The sequence below is a fragment of the Alistipes indistinctus YIT 12060 genome, assembly GCF_025144995.1.
GTDB classification, from domain to species: Bacteria; Bacteroidota; Bacteroidia; order Bacteroidales; family Rikenellaceae; genus Alistipes_A; species Alistipes_A indistinctus.
In genome coordinates, this window is the sequence record NZ_CP102250.1 from 1414080 (window position 1) to 1436230 (window position 22151).

General features: G+C 54.2%; 21 protein-coding genes and 2 tRNA genes. 16 read left to right on the top strand and 7 right to left on the bottom strand.

Annotated elements, in window-relative coordinates; genetic code table 11:
• Window positions 1-1338 carry a sugar MFS transporter gene (locus tag NQ495_RS06015; RefSeq protein WP_009133853.1) on the bottom strand — a complete coding sequence of 446 codons (1338 nt, stop codon included), beginning with the start codon at window positions 1336-1338 and terminating at the stop codon, window positions 1-3.
• A gap of 108 nt (window positions 1339-1446) precedes the next feature.
• On the bottom strand, window positions 1447-2787 hold the full coding sequence (locus NQ495_RS06020) for a Gfo/Idh/MocA family oxidoreductase (protein WP_009133852.1): 1341 nt from the start codon (window positions 2785-2787) through the stop codon (window positions 1447-1449).
• 211 nt (window positions 2788-2998) lie between these two features.
• Here NQ495_RS06020 and NQ495_RS06025 point away from each other — a divergent pair, with 211 nt between their 5' ends.
• Both NQ495_RS06025 and NQ495_RS06030 read left to right on the top strand, forming a co-directional pair.
• Window positions 2999-3523, top strand: coding sequence for a hypothetical protein (locus tag NQ495_RS06025; protein WP_009133851.1), 525 nt, complete (start codon window positions 2999-3001; stop codon window positions 3521-3523).
• A gap of 23 nt (window positions 3524-3546) precedes the next feature.
• Window positions 3547-5040: an energy transducer TonB gene (locus NQ495_RS06030; RefSeq protein WP_009133850.1), complete on the top strand. Its 1494-nt coding sequence runs from the start codon at window positions 3547-3549 to the stop codon at window positions 5038-5040.
• Between the two features lie 248 nt (window positions 5041-5288).
• On the opposite strand, the gene NQ495_RS06035 is transcribed toward NQ495_RS06030, so the two are convergent.
• Window positions 5289-5370 (bottom strand) — tRNA-Leu (locus tag NQ495_RS06035).
• Window positions 5371-5434: 64 nt separating this feature from the next.
• Window positions 5435-5521: transfer RNA gene (locus tag NQ495_RS06040), tRNA-Leu, on the bottom strand.
• A gap of 430 nt (window positions 5522-5951) precedes the next feature.
• On the opposite strand from NQ495_RS06040, the gene NQ495_RS06045 reads away from it, so the two are divergent.
• The 14 genes from NQ495_RS06045 to NQ495_RS06110 all read left to right on the top strand — a co-directional run bounded on the left by NQ495_RS06045 (window position 5952) and on the right by NQ495_RS06110 (window position 19641).
• Window positions 5952-6527 (top strand): 50S ribosomal protein L25/general stress protein Ctc, encoded by a 576-nt coding sequence (locus tag NQ495_RS06045; RefSeq protein WP_009133849.1) that lies wholly within the window; start codon window positions 5952-5954, stop codon window positions 6525-6527.
• A gap of 79 nt (window positions 6528-6606) precedes the next feature.
• On the top strand, window positions 6607-7170 hold the full coding sequence (pth, locus tag NQ495_RS06050) for an aminoacyl-tRNA hydrolase (RefSeq protein WP_009133848.1): 564 nt from the start codon (window positions 6607-6609) through the stop codon (window positions 7168-7170).
• Between the two features lie 123 nt (window positions 7171-7293).
• The gene (locus NQ495_RS06055; RefSeq protein ID WP_009133847.1) at window positions 7294-7695 is read left to right on the top strand and encodes an RNA-binding S4 domain-containing protein; all 402 of its coding nucleotides are present in this window, start codon (window positions 7294-7296) and stop codon (window positions 7693-7695) included.
• 298 nt (window positions 7696-7993) lie between these two features.
• The gene (locus tag NQ495_RS06060; RefSeq protein WP_009133846.1) at window positions 7994-9085 is read left to right on the top strand and encodes a ComEA family DNA-binding protein; all 1092 of its coding nucleotides are present in this window, start codon (window positions 7994-7996) and stop codon (window positions 9083-9085) included.
• 60 nt (window positions 9086-9145) lie between these two features.
• On the top strand, window positions 9146-9337 hold the full coding sequence (gene rpsU / locus NQ495_RS06065; protein WP_009133845.1) for a 30S ribosomal protein S21: 192 nt from the start codon (window positions 9146-9148) through the stop codon (window positions 9335-9337).
• A gap of 99 nt (window positions 9338-9436) precedes the next feature.
• Entirely contained in the window at window positions 9437-10393 is a 957-nt protein-coding gene (locus tag NQ495_RS06070; RefSeq protein ID WP_009133844.1) for a tyrosine-type recombinase/integrase, read from the top strand.
• A complete protein-coding gene (gene hpf, locus NQ495_RS06075) occupies window positions 10390-10683 on the top strand; it encodes a ribosome hibernation-promoting factor, HPF/YfiA family (RefSeq protein WP_009133843.1) in 294 nt (97 codons plus the stop codon). The genes NQ495_RS06070 and hpf overlap by 4 nt, the downstream gene beginning before the upstream one ends.
• 105 nt (window positions 10684-10788) lie before the next feature.
• Window positions 10789-12366, top strand: coding sequence for a DUF4832 domain-containing protein (locus tag NQ495_RS06080; RefSeq protein ID WP_009133842.1), 1578 nt, complete (start codon window positions 10789-10791; stop codon window positions 12364-12366).
• 47 nt (window positions 12367-12413) lie between these two features.
• Entirely contained in the window at window positions 12414-14639 is a 2226-nt protein-coding gene (locus NQ495_RS06085; RefSeq protein WP_009133841.1) for a glycosyl hydrolase, read from the top strand.
• A gap of 73 nt (window positions 14640-14712) precedes the next feature.
• Entirely contained in the window at window positions 14713-14967 is a 255-nt protein-coding gene (locus NQ495_RS06090) for a hypothetical protein (RefSeq protein ID WP_259800898.1), read from the top strand.
• Window positions 14968-15027: 60 nt separating this feature from the next.
• The gene (gene metK / locus NQ495_RS06095) at window positions 15028-16320 is read left to right on the top strand and encodes a methionine adenosyltransferase (RefSeq protein ID WP_009133840.1); all 1293 of its coding nucleotides are present in this window, start codon (window positions 15028-15030) and stop codon (window positions 16318-16320) included.
• Window positions 16321-16621: 301 nt separating this feature from the next.
• The gene (locus NQ495_RS06100) at window positions 16622-18115 is read left to right on the top strand and encodes a trypsin-like peptidase domain-containing protein (protein ID WP_009133839.1); all 1494 of its coding nucleotides are present in this window, start codon (window positions 16622-16624) and stop codon (window positions 18113-18115) included.
• Window positions 18116-18195: 80 nt separating this feature from the next.
• On the top strand, window positions 18196-19056 hold the full coding sequence (locus NQ495_RS06105) for a sigma-70 family RNA polymerase sigma factor (protein WP_040294192.1): 861 nt from the start codon (window positions 18196-18198) through the stop codon (window positions 19054-19056).
• A gap of 135 nt (window positions 19057-19191) precedes the next feature.
• A complete protein-coding gene (locus NQ495_RS06110; protein ID WP_009133837.1) occupies window positions 19192-19641 on the top strand; it encodes a GNAT family N-acetyltransferase in 450 nt (149 codons plus the stop codon).
• Window positions 19642-19754: 113 nt separating this feature from the next.
• Here NQ495_RS06110 and NQ495_RS06115 read toward each other — a convergent pair whose 3' ends face one another.
• The 3 genes from NQ495_RS06115 to NQ495_RS06125 all read right to left on the bottom strand — a co-directional run bounded on the left by NQ495_RS06115 (window position 19755) and on the right by NQ495_RS06125 (window position 22086).
• Window positions 19755-20630, bottom strand: coding sequence for a 4-hydroxy-3-methylbut-2-enyl diphosphate reductase (locus NQ495_RS06115; RefSeq protein WP_009133836.1), 876 nt, complete (start codon window positions 20628-20630; stop codon window positions 19755-19757).
• Window positions 20631-20738: 108 nt separating this feature from the next.
• On the bottom strand, window positions 20739-21446 hold the full coding sequence (gene cmk / locus NQ495_RS06120; RefSeq protein ID WP_009133835.1) for a (d)CMP kinase: 708 nt from the start codon (window positions 21444-21446) through the stop codon (window positions 20739-20741).
• Window positions 21424-22086, bottom strand: a complete 663-nt coding sequence (locus NQ495_RS06125) for a LysE family translocator (RefSeq protein ID WP_009133834.1) — start codon at window positions 22084-22086, stop codon at window positions 21424-21426. Before NQ495_RS06125 ends, cmk begins: the two co-directional genes overlap by 23 nt.
• Between the last annotated feature and the right edge of the window lie 65 nt (window positions 22087-22151).

Sequence of the window (22151 nt, forward strand, 5' to 3'; positions counted from 1 at the left end):
TTAGGATTTGCGGCCGCTCCACGAAGTAATCCGGTAGCCGCAGAAAGCATAGAACATCAAATACGCAAAACCGGGCAGCAGTATCCAGAAATAGGCGATGCGCAACGATGCCGTATCGGCGATATATCCGTAGATCAGCGGCACGACGGCATTACCGAAAAGCGCCATGATCAGCATCGACGAACCGGTTTTCGTGAAACGGCCGAGCCCGCGGATCGCCAACGGCCATATCCCACCGTAAACAAGCGAGTTAGCCAACCCTATACCGACCAGAAACCAGATCGAAATATTCGCGTGGTGGCCGAGGAAATCGACCTGGGTGTTGCCCCATACCACGCCCAGCGAGAGCAGGAAGCCCAGCGTACAGCAGATCTGGAATACACGGGTCTGCGAGATAATCTTCGGTATTAACAACACGCCCAGCACATTCCCCAGAATCACCAGTGACAACGTGTAAGAGGGAAAGGTTTTGGCCTCGAGTAGGTCCATTCCCATCGTCTGTGCATAACTGATGATCGTATCGATCGTCACCACCTGCGTACCGATATGCAGGAACATCGCCACGACGCCCAGGATCAGGTAAGGAAACTGGAAAACAGACGTTTTACCCTCGCCGCCCGGCGCCACCTCCTGCTTGTTCTTCTCTTCGAGGTTCAGTTCGGGCAGCATCGAAAAACGGATGAAGACCCCGATCACGATCAGGAAAGCGGCAAAAATGGCATAGGGCACCATCACCCGGTGTACCAAACTGTCGAGCATCGCCGAACGGGCCGCAGGATCGAGCGTAGCCGATTCCAACTGCACGAACAGGTCGCTGTCGGTCACCTTGAGCACCACGGCCGCGAAAATCAGCGGCGCCACCAGGCCGGCGAATTTGTTGCATATGCCCATGATCGCCATGCGCTTCACTGTGGTGTTGATCGGGCCGATCATCGTTACATAAGGATTGGCGGCCGCCTGCAGCATCGCCGAACCGGCGCCGATCACGAACGACCCGGCCAGAAACACCGGATAGGAGCGCCACCACGCTGCAGGGATGAAAATCAGCGCGCCGAGCGCCGTGCAGAAAAAGCCGTACATGATACCGCGCTTGAAACCTACCCGCTTGAGAATTGCCGACGACGGAATCGCCATAATCAGGTAAGCGCTGTAAAGCGCGAAAACAATCAGGTAGGACTGGAAATGGTTCAGTTCGCAGCCGATCTTGAAATAGGGTACGAGAATCGAGTTCACCCACGAGGTAAACCCGAAGATGAAAAACATCAGCCCGAGGATCGCCATCGCGGCGACGGAGGTTTTCCGCGCCGGAGCGGCCGCCGGAAGATTGCCGGTTGACATGATTATCCGTTTAGGTTAGTGAATTCCGGTTTAGTTCCGCCGGAACGGGCCCATGCCGCATTCCGCCGGAACATTTCTCCAAAGAACGAAGTTTTCGCAGGCCGACGATCAGACTTTCATCTCCCAGCCCTTCTCGTACTCGCGGCTCCAAAGCTTCTGGGCCTGCTTGTCGCCCCGGATATGACCGCTGAGCGGATCGATATTCAGCGTACGTCCGACCCGTTGGGCGATGTTGCCCAACTGCACGAGCAGTGTGCTCTTGTGCCCCGACACGATGTCGGCATTGAGCGGCGTACTCTTACGGATTGCATCGCACAGGTTGTCAATGTGATAAACATCGAGTGACTGGGTCGGATTAACCAGATTGTTCTGGTCGAACGTCGTACCGCTCATCTCCTCCTTAACCAAATTGTTTTTCAGGTCGTAAATCGTATAACCATTGCTGCCGGTAATCAGCAGACTGCCTTTTTCGCCGTAGAACATCGCACCCACTTCGGCACCCTCGACCGTACGGCCGTTGCAACTGCGGCCCTCCCAGGTCATCGACTTGCCGTCGGCGAAATTCATACTGATCACCTGCGTGTCGGGAGTCTCCCAGTCGTCCTGGTAACGGAAACGGCCGCCGACGGAGTTCACCGAGACAGGATAGTCCTCTTCCATACCCCAACGCAGGATATCGACCATGTGCGTCCCGTTGTTGAGCGCCTCGCCCGTACCCCAATGCCAGAACCAGTGCCAATTATAATGTACATAATTGTCGTGGAACGGCACCCGCGTAGCCGGACCCTGCCAAATGTCCCAATCGAGCCATTCGGGCACGTCCACCTCCTTGCCGGTACCGATCGGGCCGCGATTGCTGCAATACCACGCCTTGCCGAAATAGACACGGCCGATCGTGCCCTTTTTGACCTCTTCGATACCTTTTATTACATTCGGCCACGAACGGCGCTGGTTTCCCATCTGGAGCAAGCGGCGGTATTTCGCAGCTCCCTGGATCAGCATTTCTCCTTCGTGCGGCGCATAACTGCACGGTTTTTCGAGGTAGACATCCTTCCCCGCCTGCATGGCCATCAGCGCAGCCGGAGCATGCCAATGGTCGGGAGTAGCGATCAGCACGAGGTCCATCTCGGGAGATTCGAGCATTTTGCGTAAATCCCGGTCACGCCGCACCTTGTTATTCTGGATTTTTTCGACCGCATCGGCGCATTTGGCCAGTGCCCGCGAATCGACATCGCAAATATGCACCACTTCGCAGCCGGGCTGCATCGCGAAATTGGTCGCCAGCGCCATACCGCGCGAATTAACACCGATAGCGCCTACGCGGATTTTGTCGTTAGCGCCCAATACGCTTCCATAACTCTTGTTGCTGAGGCCGGGCATCAGGCCGCCCAAAGAGAGGGCCGCTGTACCGGTAAGGGCCTGTTTCAGAAATTCACGTCTCGTACTCATTTCAGGTATGTAGTTTTGGTTTGGTCGAAGTCCTTACGGAATTGTGGTCAAGGTAACCATTTCCCACCTCAAATCATACTCAAATTCCGAAATAAAATCCTCATTTTGCGTTTTCACACCCTAAATACAATCGATCGGCCTTTACAAATACCTTTCTTATATACCTTTGTATTTATAAATAAAACGACATTTACAATACGCAAAACTTTCGATGAAAACACCAAATCACCGCACACTGATCCTGGCCGGCGGCATACTCGCCTTCGCCGGATCGCTCCGGGCCGAAGACCTTCCTGTCAAACAACGGCTCGACAAGATCGAATATCATGCAGAGCTCCGCGGCAGCGGCCCGGACAGTTGCGAGGTGGGAATGGTAATCGACATCCCTTACGGGGCCATAAAACGGAACGAGACGATGGATATCACACTGGAACTGGCCAACGGGCCGCAAAACAGCTCGGTTTCGCTAGGCAGCCTGCTGTTGCAGACAGGCCGGGAAAGCAACCGTGAAACGCGCCGACTGCGCCGTCAGGGGATTGAGCCCAAAGCCCCGGAAGTCTGTTCGAAATACGGTAAAAAGCGCCCCATCCTGCTGAGTTACTCCTGCACCATCCCAAAAGAGAAGTGGATGTCATCCGCAACACATGTCGCCGTGAGTGAAAACCTTTCCAAAAAAGGAAAACCGCTCGGAAACCGCAAGTCGGAAATCCAGGTTTCAGACATCTACAACCTATAAATCCATAGACATTGCACCATATCATGAAAAACCTGCCACTCCTGCTGGGTACGGCGGCCTTGAGCCTCGCCTCGTTCTTTGCAGCCGTAAGCGCGGAACCGTCCGTTTATCGTTACAGTGCCCTGAAAAGAGACAAAACCGACTATGCCGCCATCGCAGCAGGTTGCCCCAACAAAGCGATTCCTTCCGATTACTACACGTACCTGCAAGCGACGACATACCGCGAACAAGATTTGCAACGCTCGGGCGACGCACTACGCCTGTTTCCGTGGGAAAACCCGATAATATTCGACCCGGTTGCCTCCGGCACACACCTCCGGCCGTTCATCGACAGCCTCTACATAAAAGAACCGATACCCGGAGACTCGACCCAATATTTCTCCCTCGAAAGTCATTTCTCGTGCCATACCAAGCCGGGCAGTTCATCGCTGACGATGCAGGGAGTACACCTCACTCCCATCCGCCCCGCCAATCCCAAAATATCGGGCGCCGTCAGTGATCCGATCGAAGGGCTGGGCAATGCACGAGTGCAGATACTTTATGCATTTCAGGATGAAAACGGCAGTGAACTGCTCCTGAATACCGACTCAGGTCTTAGCTACCGGAGCGACCTTACCGGCGGCGAACGGAAAGAAATCCTACAACTCCAACTCGAAACCGCCCCTTTCCGGGCAATCAGATTCGGCTATTTAGAGGTCAACCTGCTCCCTCCCTCCGGTTACGATCACGTTTGCATTACCTCCGATTCGGTTGGGAAAACGGTTTATCTGGGTGCTGTCCCGTTGCAGGTCCTGGCATTCGCTCCGGGGGTACTTCACCTGCAATGTCCTTTTCTTCAGCAAGAGCAAGCAATGAATGCCGAACTGACCTGCATCCGGGGCGGGATGTTACTCCGCAGCACCCATCGTTCCTCGCAGGCGATCGCCCGGAGTAAATACGACTGGTATCGCCGACATCCGGGACTGAAATATCAGAAATTCGAAAAGGCAAAAGCTTCCTGGTCGCTTTCGTCCGAAGGACGGGACCAATCGGTGTTGTTGTTCCAAACCGGTTGCGACGCCGAACAGGTACATCTATCGATCCGCAAACCGACATCGTTCGAAGATATTTTAGCGTCCCGAATATTCGTTTTCCATGCGGAGCCGTCCGGAGATTATTTGTTTTCACTCCTGCGCAAAAGCAGGGACGGCGTACTCCGGCCGCTCAAGGAAGATCCTGCTGAGACCCCACCCAAATATACCGGGGGCAATGAAGCGATGTTCCGCCAGCTCGCAAAAAATACGACCTATCCACAGAAGGCCGCTCAGGAGGGAATTGAAGGAACCGTGCTGGTTTCGGCCCATATCGACACCGACGGCACACTGACAACCGCCGAAGTCTACAAAAGCGTACATCCGCTACTCGACGAAGAGGCTCTACGGGTCGTGCGACTGCTCAAAAAGTGGGAACCGGCTTATGTTTCAGGGGTAGCTACCAAGATGAACCTCCTCATTCCCATTGTCTTCAAATTGCGATAATTCCTTTCAAAATATCAATAAGAACCGGATTCATAAAAAAAGAGGAAACACAAAAAGTCCGCCTGGCCAAAAGACGGGAATACACACTTTGGCAAATGGAGTATGGACAGTTGTCCCGAACAGGCCAACATCAAGAAAGCCGCAATATATTCATTAGATGTCCTTACCCAGGATACATCCAGATCTTATTGAGACGCGAGAACATAAAAGAAAAAGGTCCTTACAATCTTCAACTGTAAGGACCTTAGTGCCCAGGACAGGAATCGAACCTGCACGCCTTGCGGCACACGCACCTGAAACGTGCGCGTCTACCTATTCCGCCACCTGGGCATATCGTTAAATCAATAATTTCAGAACAATGGCAATTGCCGCACGGCGTACCGCCGCATAAACATGGTGCCCAGAACAAGACTCGAACTTGCACACCGTAACCGGCACTACCCCCTCAAAGTAGCGTGTCTACCAATTTCACCATCTGGGCCTGATATCTGTATGCAACAGGGAGTGAAGTCCGCAGGTTAAATTTCAAAGGAAAGACATCAGTCCGGGAACAATGCCCCGAGTCTGGAATGCCTTCCTTCTACTAACCTAAAACTAACTACTAACCTAAATGAACCTAAAACTTCGTTGCAAAGATAAGGCGTTAAAACATATTCTCCAAACAAATTAATAAAATAATTTAAATTCGTCATGGAGTGTAAAGAACCTGCTTTCCATAGCGGAAAGTGGTGCAAAGGTAGCCAAAATTGAGAAACCGCAAAATATTAGGGTGAAATTTTCGGGTATTTTTTCATTTTCCGGTTATTCGTCCTATCTTTGCCCACCGGAAACGGCCCGATGGGGAGGCAGGTTCAATCTCTTGTCCTGTTTCTGAGTAGCGCCGGAATGTAAATTTAAACGACTTTTAAACTATGGAAACAATCAAAATTGCCGGCGTGAAACGCGCTGATTTCGGCAAAAAAGAGAGCAAACACATCCGCAAAGAGGGGATGATTCCCTGCACGATCTACGGCCGTGGCGAAACGGTTCACTTCTCGGTGGACGCCAAAGCGGTAAAACCGCTGATCTATACGCCGCAGTCCTACCTGGTGGAGTTCGACATCGAAGGCCAGAAAGAGGTAGGCGTAATGCGCGAAGTGCAGTACCATCCCGTCAAAGATAACGTACTGCACATCGACTTCTACCACGTAGTTCCCGGCAAACCGATCTCGATCGACGTTCCGGTGCGCCTGACCGGCAACTCGGAAGGTGTAAAGCAGGGCGGTAAACTGATCCTCAGCAAGCGTAAAGTACGCATCAGCGCCACGATGGAGAACCTTCCCGACGAGATCGTCGTTGACGTAACGACCCTCGGCCTGGGCAAGAGCATCTTCGTAGGAGACCTCCAGTATGACAACATCACGTTGCTGACACCAGCCTCTACCGCTGTTTGCGCAGTCAAGATGACCCGTGCCGCAAGGGGTGCCGCCGCTGCCGCCGCCGAATAATCCGCAACAGGTTGTAACCACCCGTGAGCCTTCGGACATACGTCGAAACGTGAAGCGGGAAAATCAATAACCCTATGCAATGAAATATCTGATTGTTGGACTGGGAAATATCGGAGCCGAATACGCTGCGACCCGTCACAATATAGGTTTCAAGGTATTGGACGCTTTAGCAGAAGCGTCCAATACTGTTTTTAGCTCCCAGCGCTACGGCTCGGTAGCGGAACTGAAACACAAAGGACGGACATTCATCCTGCTCAAGCCGTCGACCTACATGAACCTGAGCGGGAAAGCCGTCAGTTACTGGATGCAGGCCGAGAAAATTCCGTTGGAAAACGTTTTCGTCATCGTCGACGACATCGCGCTGCCGTTCGGTACGATCCGCATCCGGGCCAAAGGAAGCGACGGGGGACATAACGGGCTTAAAAATATAGCCGAACTGCTCGGCACGAATGCATATGCCCGGCTGCGGTTCGGCATCGGGGGCGATTTTCCGAAAGGAATGCAGATCGACTACGTACTGGGCGAATGGACAAAAGAGGAGGCCACAGCACTGCCCGAGCGCACCAAAGTGGCTGCCGAGGCGATCAAAGCATTCGGCACGATCGGGCTTGAACGAACTATGAATCAGTTCAATAATAGCTGAGCTTCCCTGCTCCGCTAAATCCTCAAACAACGGCACGTTAATACATCTTAACACATTAACCAATCTCAATTAACAGACTAAACAACAGTTCTGGTTTCTTCCACCCCAAAACTTGATACCGTTATGGACGATTCGGTCAGGATAGACAAATGGCTTTGGGCCGTGCGCATCTTTAAGACGCGCAGCGACGCGGCCGAGGCCTGCCGTACCAACCGCGTGACGCTGAACGGCAGCTACACCAAGCCTTCGCGCGAGATCAAGCCCGGAGACACCGTGACCGTCCGCAAAACACTCGTCACCTACTCGTTTCGCGTCCTTGCCCTCGTATCGAGCCGCCAAGGCGCCAAAAACGTCCCGGAATACATGGAGGACATCACGCCTCCGGAAGAGCTAAATAAACTGAACGTGCCGCGTGAAACCATCTTCGTCCAGCGCGACCGTGGTATGGGGCGTCCCACCAAACGTGAACGGCGGGAGATCGATGCGCTGATGGGCGATCTCTCCTATTCGGACGAAGAGGAGTAATCCCTGCAACCCAACGTACCGTACCGCCCTCCTATAAAAATTCGATCCGCGAAAGGGAATAAGTCGCGGTTTCGCTATTTATTTACTTATATTTGTAATCCACATTCTTTACGACATAAATCCCATATCAAATCTTTCACCGCTTCATTGTGGTGACAAAATTGCCATGTCTTTACCTGAGCAGTGCGTCCCCCAAATGCACTGTTGTAATGACTGCATGATTTGATATGAGTAAAATCGTATTGAATGTGGAACTGGGTCAGATGCACTGTTCTTTATACCATAGAGCTGCAAACCCGTGTTACGCTCACGCATCCAAGACCTGCTTCGTTCCCTGTTCTCGTTTTCGCGCAGGGAACGAAAGCGGGTTTTGTTGTTATTACCCCTGCTCGTGGCACTTTGCCTGTTGTTCGCTCGCCTGGGAAAGCCCCGTTTCGAAAAGAGTTTCACGCTCTACAGCGACCGCGTACTCGATTCGGTGCAGGCAAACATACATACAGGAATTTCAGATAATTTCGCCGAAAAGTTTTTTTCATCCGGCAAATCGCCCCAATCCGGCAAAAGCCGGGAACCCCGGCGCGACTCGCTTTTCACTTTCGATCCCAACACGGCAACCCTGGAACAGCTCATCCGGCTCGGCTTCTCGCCAAAACAGGCCCGGGTAATTCTGAATTACCGCGATGCCGGCGCTGTTTTCCGCCACAAAGAGGATTTCGCGCGCTGCTACACCGTCTCCACCGAGAAATTCGCAGAACTGGCCCCGTACATACGCATCGATCAGACCTACTCTGCCGTCGAGCAGAATCCGCATACGGTTCGCGCCGGCAACAGGCAGGAAAACAAACCGGAAACAGACACCGCACCCGATACGAACCGGTCTTCGCCCCGGCCGGACACCGCTCCCGTACCGATACCGGCAGGCAGTAATCCAGATGCTTCACCAACGCCTCTCCGGGACAAGCGAGACGAACAATCCCGGCACGCAGGCCCGATAGAACTGAACAGCGCCGATTCCGCCGCTCTGGTCTCCATCCGCGGCATCGGTCCACTCACGGCCGGACGCATCATCCGCTACCGAAACGCACTGGGCGGATTCGCCTCGGTCAGCCAGTTACAGGAGGTTACGGGTATGACCGACCGGAACTACCAGATGATTTTGCAACAAATTTTCGTCGATTGTAGCAAAATTCAAAAAATTGATATTAACTTTGCGTCCCCGAAGCGGATGCAGGGTCACCCTTATTTACCGCCCAAGGCATTAAACAGAATCCTGAAGTTCAGGCAATTGAAAGGAGGTTGGAGCGACACCGGAGATTTGATAGAGCAACATATTTTATCAGCGGAAGAGGCCGAACGGCTGGAACCGTATCTCTGCTTCGGGACGCATTAGCCCCGAACGATCCATAGAAAACCGAATTTTAAACTGCCTTAGGCAAAAAATTTACAGACCATGATTATCATGCCGATCAAAGAGGGTGAAAACATCGAAAGAGCCCTCAAAAAATTCAAACGCAAATACGAGAAAACCGGTGTCCTGAAGGAACTGCGCCGCCGCCAGTACTTCACCAAACCCTCTGTCGTAAACCGTGTCAACAAGCTGCACGCGATTTACGTCGAGCAGTTGCAGCGCGAAGAAGAGTAGCCTCCCTTCTGAACTGCAAGGTTCCAAAGCCCCGCTTTGCGGGTCACGACACCGGCCTTAAGAGAGGTTCTCTTTAAAATAAAAGGCTATCTTTGAGTTATGATCGAGGGATTCCTGACATATCTGCGCTCAGAGAAACGATATTCCGAACTGACGGTACGCGCCTATGGCGACGACATCCGTCAGTTCGTTCTTTTTTGCTGTGGGGTTACCGCCCCCCCTACTCCCGAAGAGGAGGCGGACATCCTCCGCTCGTTCGACCCCACGCTCTCCGAGGGCAATGACCTGCGCGGCTGGATCATGCACCTGACCGGGACCAAAAATCTCAGCGCCCGGAGCGTAAACCGCAAAATCTCTTCGGTCAAATCTTTGTACCGCTACCTGCGCAAAAAAGGAATTGTCGCGGGTGACCCTTTCGTCCGGATCAGTGCCCTGAAAACCCCGCAAAGGCTTCCTTCGTTCGTCGAGGAGAGCCGCATGCAAGGCATCCTGCAATCGATCGTCGCCCCGACGGATGATTTTCTCACCGAACGCGATGCTCTGATCGTGCTGCTTTTTTATGCGACTGGCATACGTCTTGCAGAATTGATTAACATAAAGCTGGAAGATTTCTCGGACCGTTATTCGCTGCTGAAAGTGCGGGGCAAAGGGGACAAGGAACGGGTCGTGCCGGTCATCGAAGCTGTTTCGGCCAAAATTGTCCACTATTTGGAACTCTTACGGGCCGAAAACATTTGTGAAAGCGGGATAAATTACCTATTTTTATCTCAACAAGGAAACCCCATAAGCCGCAGCGAAGTGTACCGGATCGTCCACACGCTGCTGCGCGAAGCGGGGGTACAAGGCAAAAGCAGCCCGCACGTCCTGAGGCACACTTTCGCCACGCACCTGCTCAACAGCGGGGCCGACATCCGGACGATCCAGGAACTGCTGGGGCACTCGTCGTTGGGAGCAACGCAAATATACACACACAACAGTATAGAACAACTTAAACAAGTGTATAACAAGGCCCATCCCAGGGCCGGAAACATAAAAAATAAGGAGGACAAACTATGAACGTGAAAATCCAATCCGTAAAGTTCGACGCCGACCAGAAACTTGTCGATTTCATCCAACTCAAACTCTCGAAGATCGGGCGGTTCGCCGACAACATCCTCTCTGCTGACGTGACGCTGAAAATAGATAAGGACGACGAGGTGGGCAACAAGGTGGCTATCGTCAAATTGAACGTAGCCGGCGGCGAGTTGGTAGCCGATCGGCGCAGCAAGAGTTTTGAAGAGTCGGTAGACTTATGCATCGACGCTATCAAAAAGCAAATCGAAAAATTCAAGGAAAAGCGCAAATAGTATCCGTCACACATACTGTTTAATTTAATTGGAAAGCCGCCCCGCAAGGGCGGCTTTTTCCGCAAAAAGTATTACCTTAGCCCTCATCCCTAAACTCTACCCCACATGAAAAAATGTAACCGACGATCTTTCCTCGGTAAATTGGGCTGGATTACCGCAGGGCTCGTTTCAGCTCCATACCTTCGGGCAAATACTTTTGCTTCGCCCCTTTCGGAAACACCTTCAACCGATCCCGCAACCCATTCCGGGAACAGCACGAGTGCCGCTGTCACAGCTTCGGGGGAACGCCTGTACGCCGCGATGAGCGACCATGGACGTGCGCTCTGCAATCCGAATATGGGCTGGACGATGCACTTCTATTCGAACCAACTCGAAAATTACGGCTCCAAACTGGCCCCGTCCGATACGCTCGACGATTTCCCGGGCCTGGGCGGCGCTTACCTGCGCATTCCGTGGGCTTTCGTCGAGCCCGAAGAGGGACATTTCATCTGGGAAACCCTCGACACGCCCGCACAACGATGGATCGACAAGGGAATGCAGGTGTCGTTCCGCATTTCGGCGCTCGAGTCGTGGATGTACAAAGCCACCCCGCAATGGGTGTTCGATGCCGGGGCCAAAGGATACGATGCCGCGGGTTGGGCCTACGAACCCGATTACGACGATCCCGTTTTCCTGGAAAAAGTCGAAAACTTCGTGCGTGCAATGGCCGAGCGTTACAACGGCAATCCGAATGTCGCATTCGTAGACATCGGGCACATGGGGATGTGGGGCGAAGGCCATTCGGTCGCCACGACGCCCAAGCATGGACACTCCTGGAGCATCGAAACGCAGAAAAAGATGATCGATCTCTACTGCCGCCATTTCACGAAAACACAGCTTGCCATCTCCGACGACTATGCCGGGCCGTTCCTGCGCGGCAAACGGTTTCCGATCATGGACTACGCCTTTTCGAAGGGCGTCACGATGCGCGACGACAGTATCCTCGTCTCGAAAGCGCCGGAACAGTGGTACCACGACGAGATGGCACAACTTTTCTGGCCCGCGATGCCGGTCGTGCTCGAACACGAACATTACGGCCTGTCGAAAAAGCGCGGCAACTGGGATTCCGAACTGCTCGTCGAATCGGTCGAAGCCTACCACGCCTCCTACATGTCGATCCACTGGTGGCCGCGCGAAGAGTTGGCCGAATGCCGGGAGGCGATCGACCGGATCAACCGCCGCATCGGCTACCGGCTCCGGATGGACAATGCTTCCTGGCCGCAAAAAGTGGCGCTCGGAGAAGCGTTCACAATAGAATCGGCCTGGAGTAACGCCGGCGTAGCACCGTGTTACAAAGGGGGCTTCCCCTGTTTCACACTGAAAGACGCACGGGGCGGTATCGTTTCAGTGCTGGTCGACGACTCGCTCGATGTCGGCACTCTGCCGGTAGCAGCGCCCGAACAGGCCTCAACGCTGGCACTGGCTTCGACTTTCACGATCGCCCCCCGGTTTACGGAACGAGGCCACTGTTTCTTCCGCGCCTGCGCGCCGGGCACATACGACCTGTATGTATCGGTGGGCCGTCGCGACGGGACCCCGCTTTACGAACTGCCCTACGAAGGCTGCGACGGACACAAGCGCTACAAAATCGGACAAATAACGCTGGCCGGCGATGGCAACAACACTGAATCATTCCCTTATTGACTTAAACAGCTTTAATAAAATCTTTAATCGAACCTTCAACCTCTCCCATGAAACGTCTGTTCCCTTTTTTCGCCCTGATCCTGCTGCTGGGGACCGCAGCGAAACCCACTGACAAAGACGCGGCCGCCTTTCGCCGCCCGGCCAACGAATACCGGCCGATGCCGTTCTGGCACCTGAACGGCACGCTCACGCGCGACACGATCGTCAAGCAAATCAACCGGGCCAAACGCGAAGCCGGATTCGGAGGCATTGCCGTGCTGCCGGTCTCGGGTACACGGCCCGAGTACCTGACCGACGCCTATTTCGAGCGATACGACGATATGATCGAAACGATGCACCGCAACGGCATGGAATTGATCATTTACGACGACATCGATTTCCCGAGCGGTACAGCCGGCGGACGACTGCAGGCCCAATATCCGCGCGACACGCGCAAGCTCCTCGAGAAGGACGAATATGTCATTACCGGCCCCGCGACCTTCACGCAGATCCTGCCCGACAGCACGGAAAAACTGCTGATGGCTACCACGGCGATGAACATCAACACGTACGAGATGATCGATCTCAGGGACCATATCCGTGACGGAAAAGTAACGTGGGAGGTGCCGCCCGGCGCCTGGCGGGTCATGTTTTTCTGCTGCCGGTACAACGTCCGCCCGCAGGTCGACTACATGGACACGACGGCCGTCCGCAAGTTCATCCGGATGAATTACGACGAATACGGCAAACGCTACGGCAAATACATGGGCAATACCGTCAAGCGTGTCTTTTACGACGACATCGGGTTCAACGGCATGGAGAAGACCTGGACACCCGCGATTACCGAAATATTCGAGAAGAGCTATGGCAAGAATGCGGCGCTGTATTACCCCGCGCTCTTTTACGACATCGGCCCGGAAACCGAAGCGGCACGCGTGGCGTTCCATACGATCCGTTCGGAACTGATGGCCGAGGGCTATCCGCGCCTGGTGGCCGATTGGTGCGCCGATCATAATGTAAGCAGCATCGGCCACCCGCCCGGAAATTACACGAAAAACACGACCGAGCTGCACGGCGACATCCTCAAATTCTACCGTCATTCACAAATTCCGCTGGCCGATTACATCTTCTACTACGGTTACGGCCGGGACGGGCACAAGCAGATCAGCTCGGCCGCCGACCTCTACGACCGTCCGATGGTAGGCGCCGAGGTGAACGGTGCGTTCAAGGCCGACATGGATTCGCTGATGCTCTACCGGGTGGCGATGGACATGTTCTCGCGGGGAATCAACTTCCTGATTCCGCACGGCATGTGGTACGACAATCGTCCCGAAAAGGTCTACATTCCACCCGTAATCTCGTCCTACAACCCGGCTCTCGCTGCGACGCTGCCCCAATACAGCGATTTCGTGGCCCGCAGCTGCTACATGCTGCAAGGCGGCCGCCGCGTATCGAAGATCGCACTGCTCTACCCGATCACCTCGTTGCAGGGACACCACAAATTCGACATTGCCGTTTATCGTCCCTGGGGCGAATACGTCCCGGCCGAAGCTGACTTCCAGGCGGTAGGCTCGCTGCTGACGAACCGCCTGCACCGCGATTTCACCTTCATCCATCCCGAATCGCTGGTGGACGGACGGATTACCGGAAACAACGGAAATCTGGTATTGCACAACAGGGTCAACCACCAGGAGTACGACCTGCTGATCATTCCGGGCGGGAAAGTTCTTTCGGCCGAAACGCTGAAAAAGGTCAAAGCCTATTACGACGGAGGCGGAAAGATCCTCGCCACGACGGCGCTCCCCACCAAATCGGCCGAATTTGGCCGTGACGCCGAAATAGATAACCTGATCGCGGAAATTTTCGGACCGAAAAAGCAGCAGGACGACGGACAGCTGCGAACCAATGCGCGCGGCGGGATGGCCCTTTTTGTCCCCGATCCTAATGCGGGCACCCTCGCAAACGCTTTGGACAGGCTGGGTATCGCCCCGGATGTAAACATTGTCGACACGACATCCCATCACAGCGGGAACGGCGTATTCAACTACATCCACAAACAACGCGACGGCAAGGATATCTACTTCTTCTCGAACTCGACCGACGACAACTTAACCACCCCGGTCGAACTGGAGGGATGCCTGACACTCGAAGCCTGGAACCCCTATACCGGAAAGGTAGCGGCTGTTCCCGCAGAAACCGTCTCACGCGACGGCAAGGATTATACCCGGTTCGACCTGACGCTTCCGGCGGTCAAAAGCACTTTCATCGTCGGGCGGAAACCGCAACCGAAATAACTGAAAGTCTAACATACTAAATGAGGCAGGGAGGAAAAGGAGAACCTCCCTGTTTCATTTCCCCGGCAACGGCATGGAGCATGGAGTTTTCCACTCCGGATTTGAATATTTTTCAAAATATGCCGATTTTTTCGTACCTTTGTACAAACGATTTCCCGCAACGGAACGTTTAAGACAGTGTGGAAAGATTTGGCCGCTTGCAACCACTCGAAAAAATGCTAAAATTGTAATTCTAGTATTTGGTTTTCCCCAACAGCTAAGTTTTTCCCGTTTTATTGATTTTGCCGGCATGGCCGCCGGTACCGTATGCTTCCTGCCGAAAATATAGTTTCCGGCACGCCTTGCAGGACGTTAGTCGGCCGGCCGCAGGCAGTAAAAATTTATAAAAATGGGATATTTATTTACTTCTGAAGCGGTGTCCGAAGGACACCCCGACAAGGTGTCGGACCAGATTTCCGACGCCATTCTAGACGAATTCCTGCGCCACGACAACCAATCGAAAGTGGCCTGCGAAACGCTTTGCACGACGGGTTTGGTCGTCGTGGCCGGCGAAGTGCGCTCGGAAGCCTATGTCGATGTACAAGCCGTAGCGCGCCGTGTCATCCAGCGGATCGGCTACACCAAAAGCGACTACATGTTCGACGCGAATTCATGCGGCATCCTCTCGGCGATCCACGAACAGTCGCCCGACATCAACCAGGGCGTTGTGCGCGAGACCGAAGAGGAGCAGGGAGCGGGAGACCAGGGTATCATGTTCGGTTATGCCTGCTCCGAAACCAAAGAGTTCATGCCCGCCTCGCTGATCCTCGCACAGGTCATCCTAAAAGAACTGGCCGTCATCCGGCGCGAAGGCAAAGAGATGACCTATCTGCGTCCCGACTCGAAAAGCCAGGTGACGATCGAGTACGGCGACGACAAACAGCCCAAACGGGTCCACACGATCGTCGTTTCGACGCAGCACGACGAATTCATCCGGCCCGACGGCACCCGCAGCGAGAAAGAGGCGGAACTGGCCATGTGCGCGAAAATCCGAGAAGATGTCCGCACGATCCTGATTCCGCGCACGAAAGCACGTTTGGAACGGGCCGGCGACTGCCTCAGTAAACTGATCGGCGAAGATTATATCCTGCACGTGAACCCTACCGGAAAATTCGTGATCGGCGGTCCCCATGGCGACACGGGCGTAACGGGCCGCAAGATCATCGTCGATTCGTACGGCGGCCGGGGGGCACACGGAGGCGGGGCCTTCTCGGGCAAGGACAGTTCGAAAGTGGACCGCAGCGCCGCCTATGCAGCACGCCACATTGCCAAAAACCTCGTCGCCGCAGGCGTTGCCGACGAGATCCTCGTCCAGCTTTCGTATGCGATCGGCATTGCACAGCCGCTCAGCATCTATGTCGATACCTACGGCACGAACCACCTCGCGATCAGCGAAGGGGAGATCGCCGAACGGATCGGCAAGCTGTTCGACCTGCGCCCGGCCAAAATCGTCGAACGGTTCGGGCTTCGCAATCCGATTTTCGAGGCGACCGCTTCGTACGGTCACTTCGGCGGACGGCCCTACACCGAAGAGGTAACCGTATGGGAAAACGGCAGGGAGACGACCAAAGCCGTCGAATTCTTCAGTTGGGAAAAGCTCGATGCGGTCGATAAGATCCGGGCCGAGTTCGGACTGAAATAACCGAAGCGACCACAAAGTATAAGCAACCGAACATTTCCGGCAAAAGGGAACGAATACCCTTGCGCCCGGAACAAAATTCAATGAAAAGGATTTATCCCCGCCGCATACAATATTGAAATACGGAACTGCGTTTGAACTGAAAGCGTGCGGACCGGCGACAACAAAAGGTCCGGTCCGCACGTTTTTGACACAACCGGACTCCGGTTTTACAATTACGATTCACAGACTAACCAACATACGCGTGAAACAATTTCGACCCTTTTTATTTTATTAATTGCCAATTCTAACACAATTTCTAATTATGAAAAAGGTCACATTATTTGCAACGGTAGTGGCAGCCTCCATGCTGGCCGGAGGCGTGACGGCCTATACGATAGGCCAAGTAGCCAGCAACGATACCCGCACCTATACCCCCGCCGCATTCGGCGAGCAGGCAGGCAATCATTTCACCTCATACGAAGCGGACAAGTATCCCGACCTGACCTATGCGGCCGAGAACGCCGTCAAAGGCGTCGTGAACATCGAAGTAACCAAAGAGGTCAAATCGAGCCGTAACAGCCGTTTCGGCGGAGGAGGCGGATTTGATCCGTTCTTCGAATTCTTCGGCATCCCGCAGGGCAGTTTCGAACAACCCCAGCAACCGCAGCAGCAGCGGGGCGGCGGGTCGGGCGTCATCATCAGTCCCGACGGATACATCGTCACGAACAATCATGTGGTGGAAGACGCCTCCGAAGTAAAGGTAACGCTCAACGACAACCGTACCTTCACGGCCAAAGTGATCGGCACCGACCCGACCACGGACGTCGCGTTGGTGAAAATCGACGCGACCGACCTGCCGAATATTCCGTTCGGGGAATCGGATGCGCTGCGCCTCGGCGAATGGGTGCTTGCCATCGGCAGCCCCTATGGTTTGCAAAGCACCGTAACGGCAGGCATCATCAGCGCAAAAGCACGTAACCTGGATATTATCCCGAGCCAGTTCCGCATCGAATCGTTTATCCAGACCGACGCGGCAGTCAACCCCGGCAACAGCGGCGGCGCACTGGTCAACACCCGCGGAGAGCTGGTCGGTATCAACACCGTGATCAAATCGCCCACCGGCAGTTTTGCAGGCTACTCGTTCGCCGTACCCACCTCGATCGTCAAAAAAGTAGTCGTCGACCTGAAAGAGTACGGCGTCGTACAGCGGGCCATGCTGGGCGTAACGTTCCAGGAGATCAACGATGCGTTCATCGAACAGCGCGGTAAGGAGACCGGTATCAACGAGAAAGGGGGCGTCTACGTGGTGGAGGTCGATCCGGAAGGTGCAGCCCATGCAGCCGGCATCCGTAAAGGCGACGTCATCATCGGTATTCAGGAACTCTCCATCGACAATTCGTCGAAGCTGCTCGAAGAGATCGCCAAGCACCGTCCGAACGACAAAGTCACGGTAAAAATAAAAAGAGGTTCGGATGTGAAACAAATGGAGGTCGTCCTGCGTAATAAATCTGGTAACACAGGAATCGTCAAGAGCGACGTCGTCGCAGCAATCGATGCGCTGGGCGGACAATTCGCCGACATTTCAGACCGCGCACGCAAAGAGCTGAAGATTAACGGAGGCGTACAGGTGGTAGCCATCAGCGGCGACGGCGTGCTGGCACAAGCCCGCATCCGCACCGGCTATATCATCACCGCGATCAACGACCGTCCGGTACGCAGCATAACCGACCTGAACCGGATTACCTCGAAGATCGAATCGATCGACGGAATTTACCCCGACGGCCGTGCGGTCAGCTACTCGATCGTCGGCAAATAACCCGTTTTCCCGCAATGCTCCGGGGAGGCGGCCATCCTCCCCGGAGGCGGAAAACGAAACAGGTTAATCTACAAAATAACATGAGACAACTAAAAATCACCAAGTCGATTACCAACCGCGAAAGCGCTTCGCTGGACAAGTACCTGCAGGAGATCGGTAAAGAGGACTTGATCACCGTCGAGGAAGAGGTCGATTTGGCCCAACGCATCAAAAAAGGGGACAAAGAGGCACTCGAGAAACTGACCCGCGCGAACCTGCGCTTCGTCGTTTCGGTGGCCAAGCAGTACCAGAATCAGGGATTGTCGCTACCCGACCTGATCAACGAGGGAAACCTCGGTCTGATCAAAGCCGCGGAGAAATTCGACGAGACGAGGGGATTCAAATTCATCTCCTACGCCGTATGGTGGATTCGCCAATCGATCCTGCAGGCACTGGCCGAGCAGAGCCGTATCGTGCGGCTCCCGCTGAACCAGGTGGGATCACTCAACAAGATCAACAAAGCGTTCGCCCGCTTCGAACAGGAACACGAGCGCACGCCGTCACCCGAGGAACTGGCCAACGAACTGGATATTCCGAAGGAAAAAGTGACCGATACGCTGCGCGTTTCGGGCCGCCATGTCTCGGTAGACGCACCGTTCGCCGACGGCGAAGACAACTCGCTGCTCGACGTACTGGTCAACAACGACTCTCCGATCGCCGACCGAGGCCTGATCAACGAATCGTTGAGCACCGAGGTGGATCGCGCTTTATCGACGCTGACCGACCGTGAGCGCGACATCATCAAGTACTTCTTCGGTATCGGTTGCTCGGAAATGACCCTCGAGGAGATCGGCGAAAAGTTCGGCCTGACGCGTGAGCGTGTACGCCAGATCAAGGAAAAGGCAATCCGCCGCTTGCGCCACAGCACACGCAGCAAACTGCTGAAATCCTACCTGGGATAAGTTCCTGTACTTAATAAATAAAAAGAGCCGTCTTGGAGGACGGCTCTTTTTATTACCTTGCGCAAGTAACCTCGTACGAAAAGGGATCTTGCCCCACGAAACAATTGCCGACCTTACAAAGAAAAACATGCCCCAATGCCCCACGAGATCAGGATTATCCGCGAACGGAAAAAAGATTTTCTGGAACTGCTACTGCTGGCCGACGAACAGGAGAACATGATCGACCTTTACCTTGACCGGGGCGAACTGTTCGCACTGTACGACGGCGGTCTCAAAAGCGTCTGCGTGGTAACCGAAGAGACATCCGATACCTGCGAATTGAAGAACCTCGCCACACTGCCCGCATACCAGAGACAGGGATACGCACGGGCACTGATACGCCACATCTCGCAATACTACCGAGGACACTACCGGACCATGCTCGTCGGTACGGGCGAAACGCCCGGCACACTCTCCTTTTACGAATCGTGCGGATTCGTCCGCTCGCACCGTATACCGGATTTTTTCACCGACCATTACCACCATTCGATCGTCGAAGAGGGAATCACGCTTAAGGATATGGTCTATCTAAAAAAAGAGCTGTAAGAAGATACCGCCCGGCAAAAACAAAATAACGGGAACGGAGAAAATTCCCGGACTTCATAGTTTTGGTTGCAAACACTGAAAGAGCACTTTGACACACCTTTAAAGCAGACAGGTTATTCAGTAACCGATCCGGTCAGTCGTGCAATGTTTTCGGCGACACGTTGCATCAGCCATTTCGGGGTAGAGGTCGCACCGCAGATGCCGACCGACCGGCAATTGTCGAACCATGCGGGTTGTAATTCGGTCTCATCCTCGACAGTATAGCTGCGCGGATTGTGTGCAAGACAGGTCTGGTAAAGCACTTTTCCGTTCGAACTTTTCCTGCCGCAGACAAAGATGACCACATCGAACCGGCGTACGAACTCCTGAAGGTGAGGATTACGGTTCGACACCTGGCGGCAGATGGTATCGTGCACGGTTATTTTCGCAGGATCGGCCGCACGCCGGAGAATCTCCTCTTTCATCCGGTCGAACAGTTCGAGGCTCTGTGTCGTCTGCGAAAGCAGGTAAACCGGTCGGCTGAAATCGACCGTATCGAGGTCTTCCAACCGTTCGACCACCAGCGTATCGCCGGCCACCTGACCGGTCAAACCCACCACTTCGGCATGGCCCCGTTTGCCGAGGATCACCACCTGGCCGCCACACTCCTGCATCTTGCGGTGTGCCTCGACTACGACTTTCTGCAAATGTGCGACCACGGGACAGGTCGCATCGATCACTTTGAGCCGGTGCCGCTGTGCCAGTTCATAGGTCGAAGGCGGTTCCCCGTGCGCACGGATCAACACGGTCCGGCCGATGAGCTGCAGGAAATCGGCATGCGATACCGTCTCAAGCCCCAGGGATTCGAGGCGTTGCACCTCGACCCGGTTGTGCACGATATCGCCGAGCGAATAAACTTTCTCCCCGCTGGCAAGCGACTCTTCGGCCTTGGTGATCGCTTTCACCACACCGAAGCAAAAACCCGATTTATCGTCGATCTCGATTTTCATTTCATTGATTTGGGAAAATATGCAACACGATTTGCCCACCTGAATCCGGACAAACTTCCGGACAAAAGCAAACTTCCGACAGATGCGGTCTGCACCACCGGAGTAAAATCAGGCAGTCAGCTTACCGATCAGCTCCAGTGCCCATTCGAGCTCTTCTCCGATCGTCATAAAACTGTTGTCCAAGACAATAGCATCATCTGCCTTGCGCAACGGACTGATCGCGCGCGTCTGGTCGGCATGATCGCGTTCGAGCAGGTTCTGCATCACCTCTTCAAGCGTGACCTGCTCACCTTTGCCCGTCAGTTCGGCATAACGGCGCTGGGCACGGATCGCCGGATCGGCTGTCATAAAAATTTTCAGTTCGGCATTCGGAAATACCACTGTCCCGATATCGCGGCCATCCATCACGACACCCTTTTGCTTCCCCATCTGCTGTTGCAGATGCACGAGCTTCTCGCGTACGGCGCCGATGCTGCTGACACGGCTGACGCTATTGCTTACCTCGATGCCGCGAATCCGGCTTTCGACATTCTCACCGTCCAGGTAAATATCGCTGGCGCCCCGCCCCGGATTGAAACGGAACGATATATCGGCTTCGGACAACAAGTCTGTCAATGCTTTTTCATCCACTCCGTCCGGACCGATCGCACCGCGGCGAAGCCCCAACAGAGTGACGGCCCGGTACATCGCACCGGTATCGATAAAGATATAGCCGATACGTGCGGCTACTTCACGGGCAAACGTACTCTTGCCGCACGACGAGAATCCGTCGACCGCGATAATGATTTTCTTTTTATTGGGGGGGAAGGACTCCATGTACGGGAACTTGTATTTGTATAAAAATAGAGAGAATAGCCACCGCACCGAGCACGACGATCACAGCCCCCGTGACGCGGTTGATCCACAACAGGTGACGCGGACGGAATTTCTTGCGCAGCAGGCTGACGCAGAAAGTCAGTGTAAACCACCACAGCGACGCACCGCCCAACACGCCAAGGATCATAATCATGCCGTCAGTGAAACCGATACCGTCGTAACTGATCCCCCATGCGGCAAACAGAGCAACGAAAATCAGGATAAACGCGGGATTGGCCAACGTGATGAAAAACAGGGAAAGGTAATCGCTCCAAAGACTTCCCTTACCGGCCCGGTTACGGCGAATCTGCACAGCGGGGTTTTTCAGGAAAATCGCCATGCCGACGATGATCACCGAGATGCCGCCCAATGCCTTGATAATCGCAATATAATTTTCGATGAAAGACATCACCACAGTCAGCGAAAAGAGCGCTACAGTGGCGAAGAGCGAGTCGGCCGTGGCGGCCCCCAGCCCGGAGATGAACCCCGAACGGTGGCTTTTGCTCAGCGTACGCTGGATACACATCACGCCGATAGGTCCCAGCGGAATCGATGCGACCAGCCCGATGACAATACCCTTCAACAGTGCTATAAACTCCATACCGACAGAAAAAGAGTAACGGGATCGGCTCCCGGCCTCCCGTCATGCAGCACAAAAATAGTAAA

What these genes read in the sequence shown, in the direction of transcription:
- NQ495_RS06015 (WP_009133853.1), bottom strand. Translation starts at nt 1,338, where the DNA reads ATGTCAACCGGCAATCTTCCGGCGGCCGCTCCGGCGCGGAAAACCTCC.
- NQ495_RS06080 (WP_009133842.1), top strand. Translation starts at nt 10,789, where the DNA reads ATGAAAAAATGTAACCGACGATCTTTCCTCGGTAAATTGGGCTGGATT.
- cmk (WP_009133835.1), bottom strand. Translation starts at nt 21,446, where the DNA reads ATGGAGTCCTTCCCCCCCAATAAAAAGAAAATCATTATCGCGGTCGAC.
- NQ495_RS06025 (WP_009133851.1), top strand. Translation starts at nt 2,999, where the DNA reads ATGAAAACACCAAATCACCGCACACTGATCCTGGCCGGCGGCATACTC.
- NQ495_RS06105 (WP_040294192.1), top strand. Translation starts at nt 18,196, where the DNA reads ATGAGACAACTAAAAATCACCAAGTCGATTACCAACCGCGAAAGCGCT.
- NQ495_RS06110 (WP_009133837.1), top strand. Translation starts at nt 19,192, where the DNA reads ATGCCCCACGAGATCAGGATTATCCGCGAACGGAAAAAAGATTTTCTG.
- NQ495_RS06055 (WP_009133847.1), top strand. Translation starts at nt 7,294, where the DNA reads ATGGACGATTCGGTCAGGATAGACAAATGGCTTTGGGCCGTGCGCATC.
- NQ495_RS06085 (WP_009133841.1), top strand. Translation starts at nt 12,414, where the DNA reads ATGAAACGTCTGTTCCCTTTTTTCGCCCTGATCCTGCTGCTGGGGACC.
- NQ495_RS06045 (WP_009133849.1), top strand. Translation starts at nt 5,952, where the DNA reads ATGGAAACAATCAAAATTGCCGGCGTGAAACGCGCTGATTTCGGCAAA.
- NQ495_RS06125 (WP_009133834.1), bottom strand. Translation starts at nt 22,086, where the DNA reads ATGGAGTTTATAGCACTGTTGAAGGGTATTGTCATCGGGCTGGTCGCA.
- NQ495_RS06030 (WP_009133850.1), top strand. Translation starts at nt 3,547, where the DNA reads ATGAAAAACCTGCCACTCCTGCTGGGTACGGCGGCCTTGAGCCTCGCC.
- NQ495_RS06100 (WP_009133839.1), top strand. Translation starts at nt 16,622, where the DNA reads ATGAAAAAGGTCACATTATTTGCAACGGTAGTGGCAGCCTCCATGCTG.
- pth (WP_009133848.1), top strand. Translation starts at nt 6,607, where the DNA reads ATGAAATATCTGATTGTTGGACTGGGAAATATCGGAGCCGAATACGCT.
- metK (WP_009133840.1), top strand. Translation starts at nt 15,028, where the DNA reads ATGGGATATTTATTTACTTCTGAAGCGGTGTCCGAAGGACACCCCGAC.
- NQ495_RS06020 (WP_009133852.1), bottom strand. Translation starts at nt 2,787, where the DNA reads ATGAGTACGAGACGTGAATTTCTGAAACAGGCCCTTACCGGTACAGCG.
- rpsU (WP_009133845.1), top strand. Translation starts at nt 9,146, where the DNA reads ATGATTATCATGCCGATCAAAGAGGGTGAAAACATCGAAAGAGCCCTC.
- NQ495_RS06115 (WP_009133836.1), bottom strand. Translation starts at nt 20,630, where the DNA reads ATGAAAATCGAGATCGACGATAAATCGGGTTTTTGCTTCGGTGTGGTG.
- NQ495_RS06090 (WP_259800898.1), top strand. Translation starts at nt 14,713, where the DNA reads ATGGAGCATGGAGTTTTCCACTCCGGATTTGAATATTTTTCAAAATAT.
- hpf (WP_009133843.1), top strand. Translation starts at nt 10,390, where the DNA reads ATGAACGTGAAAATCCAATCCGTAAAGTTCGACGCCGACCAGAAACTT.
- NQ495_RS06070 (WP_009133844.1), top strand. Translation starts at nt 9,437, where the DNA reads ATGATCGAGGGATTCCTGACATATCTGCGCTCAGAGAAACGATATTCC.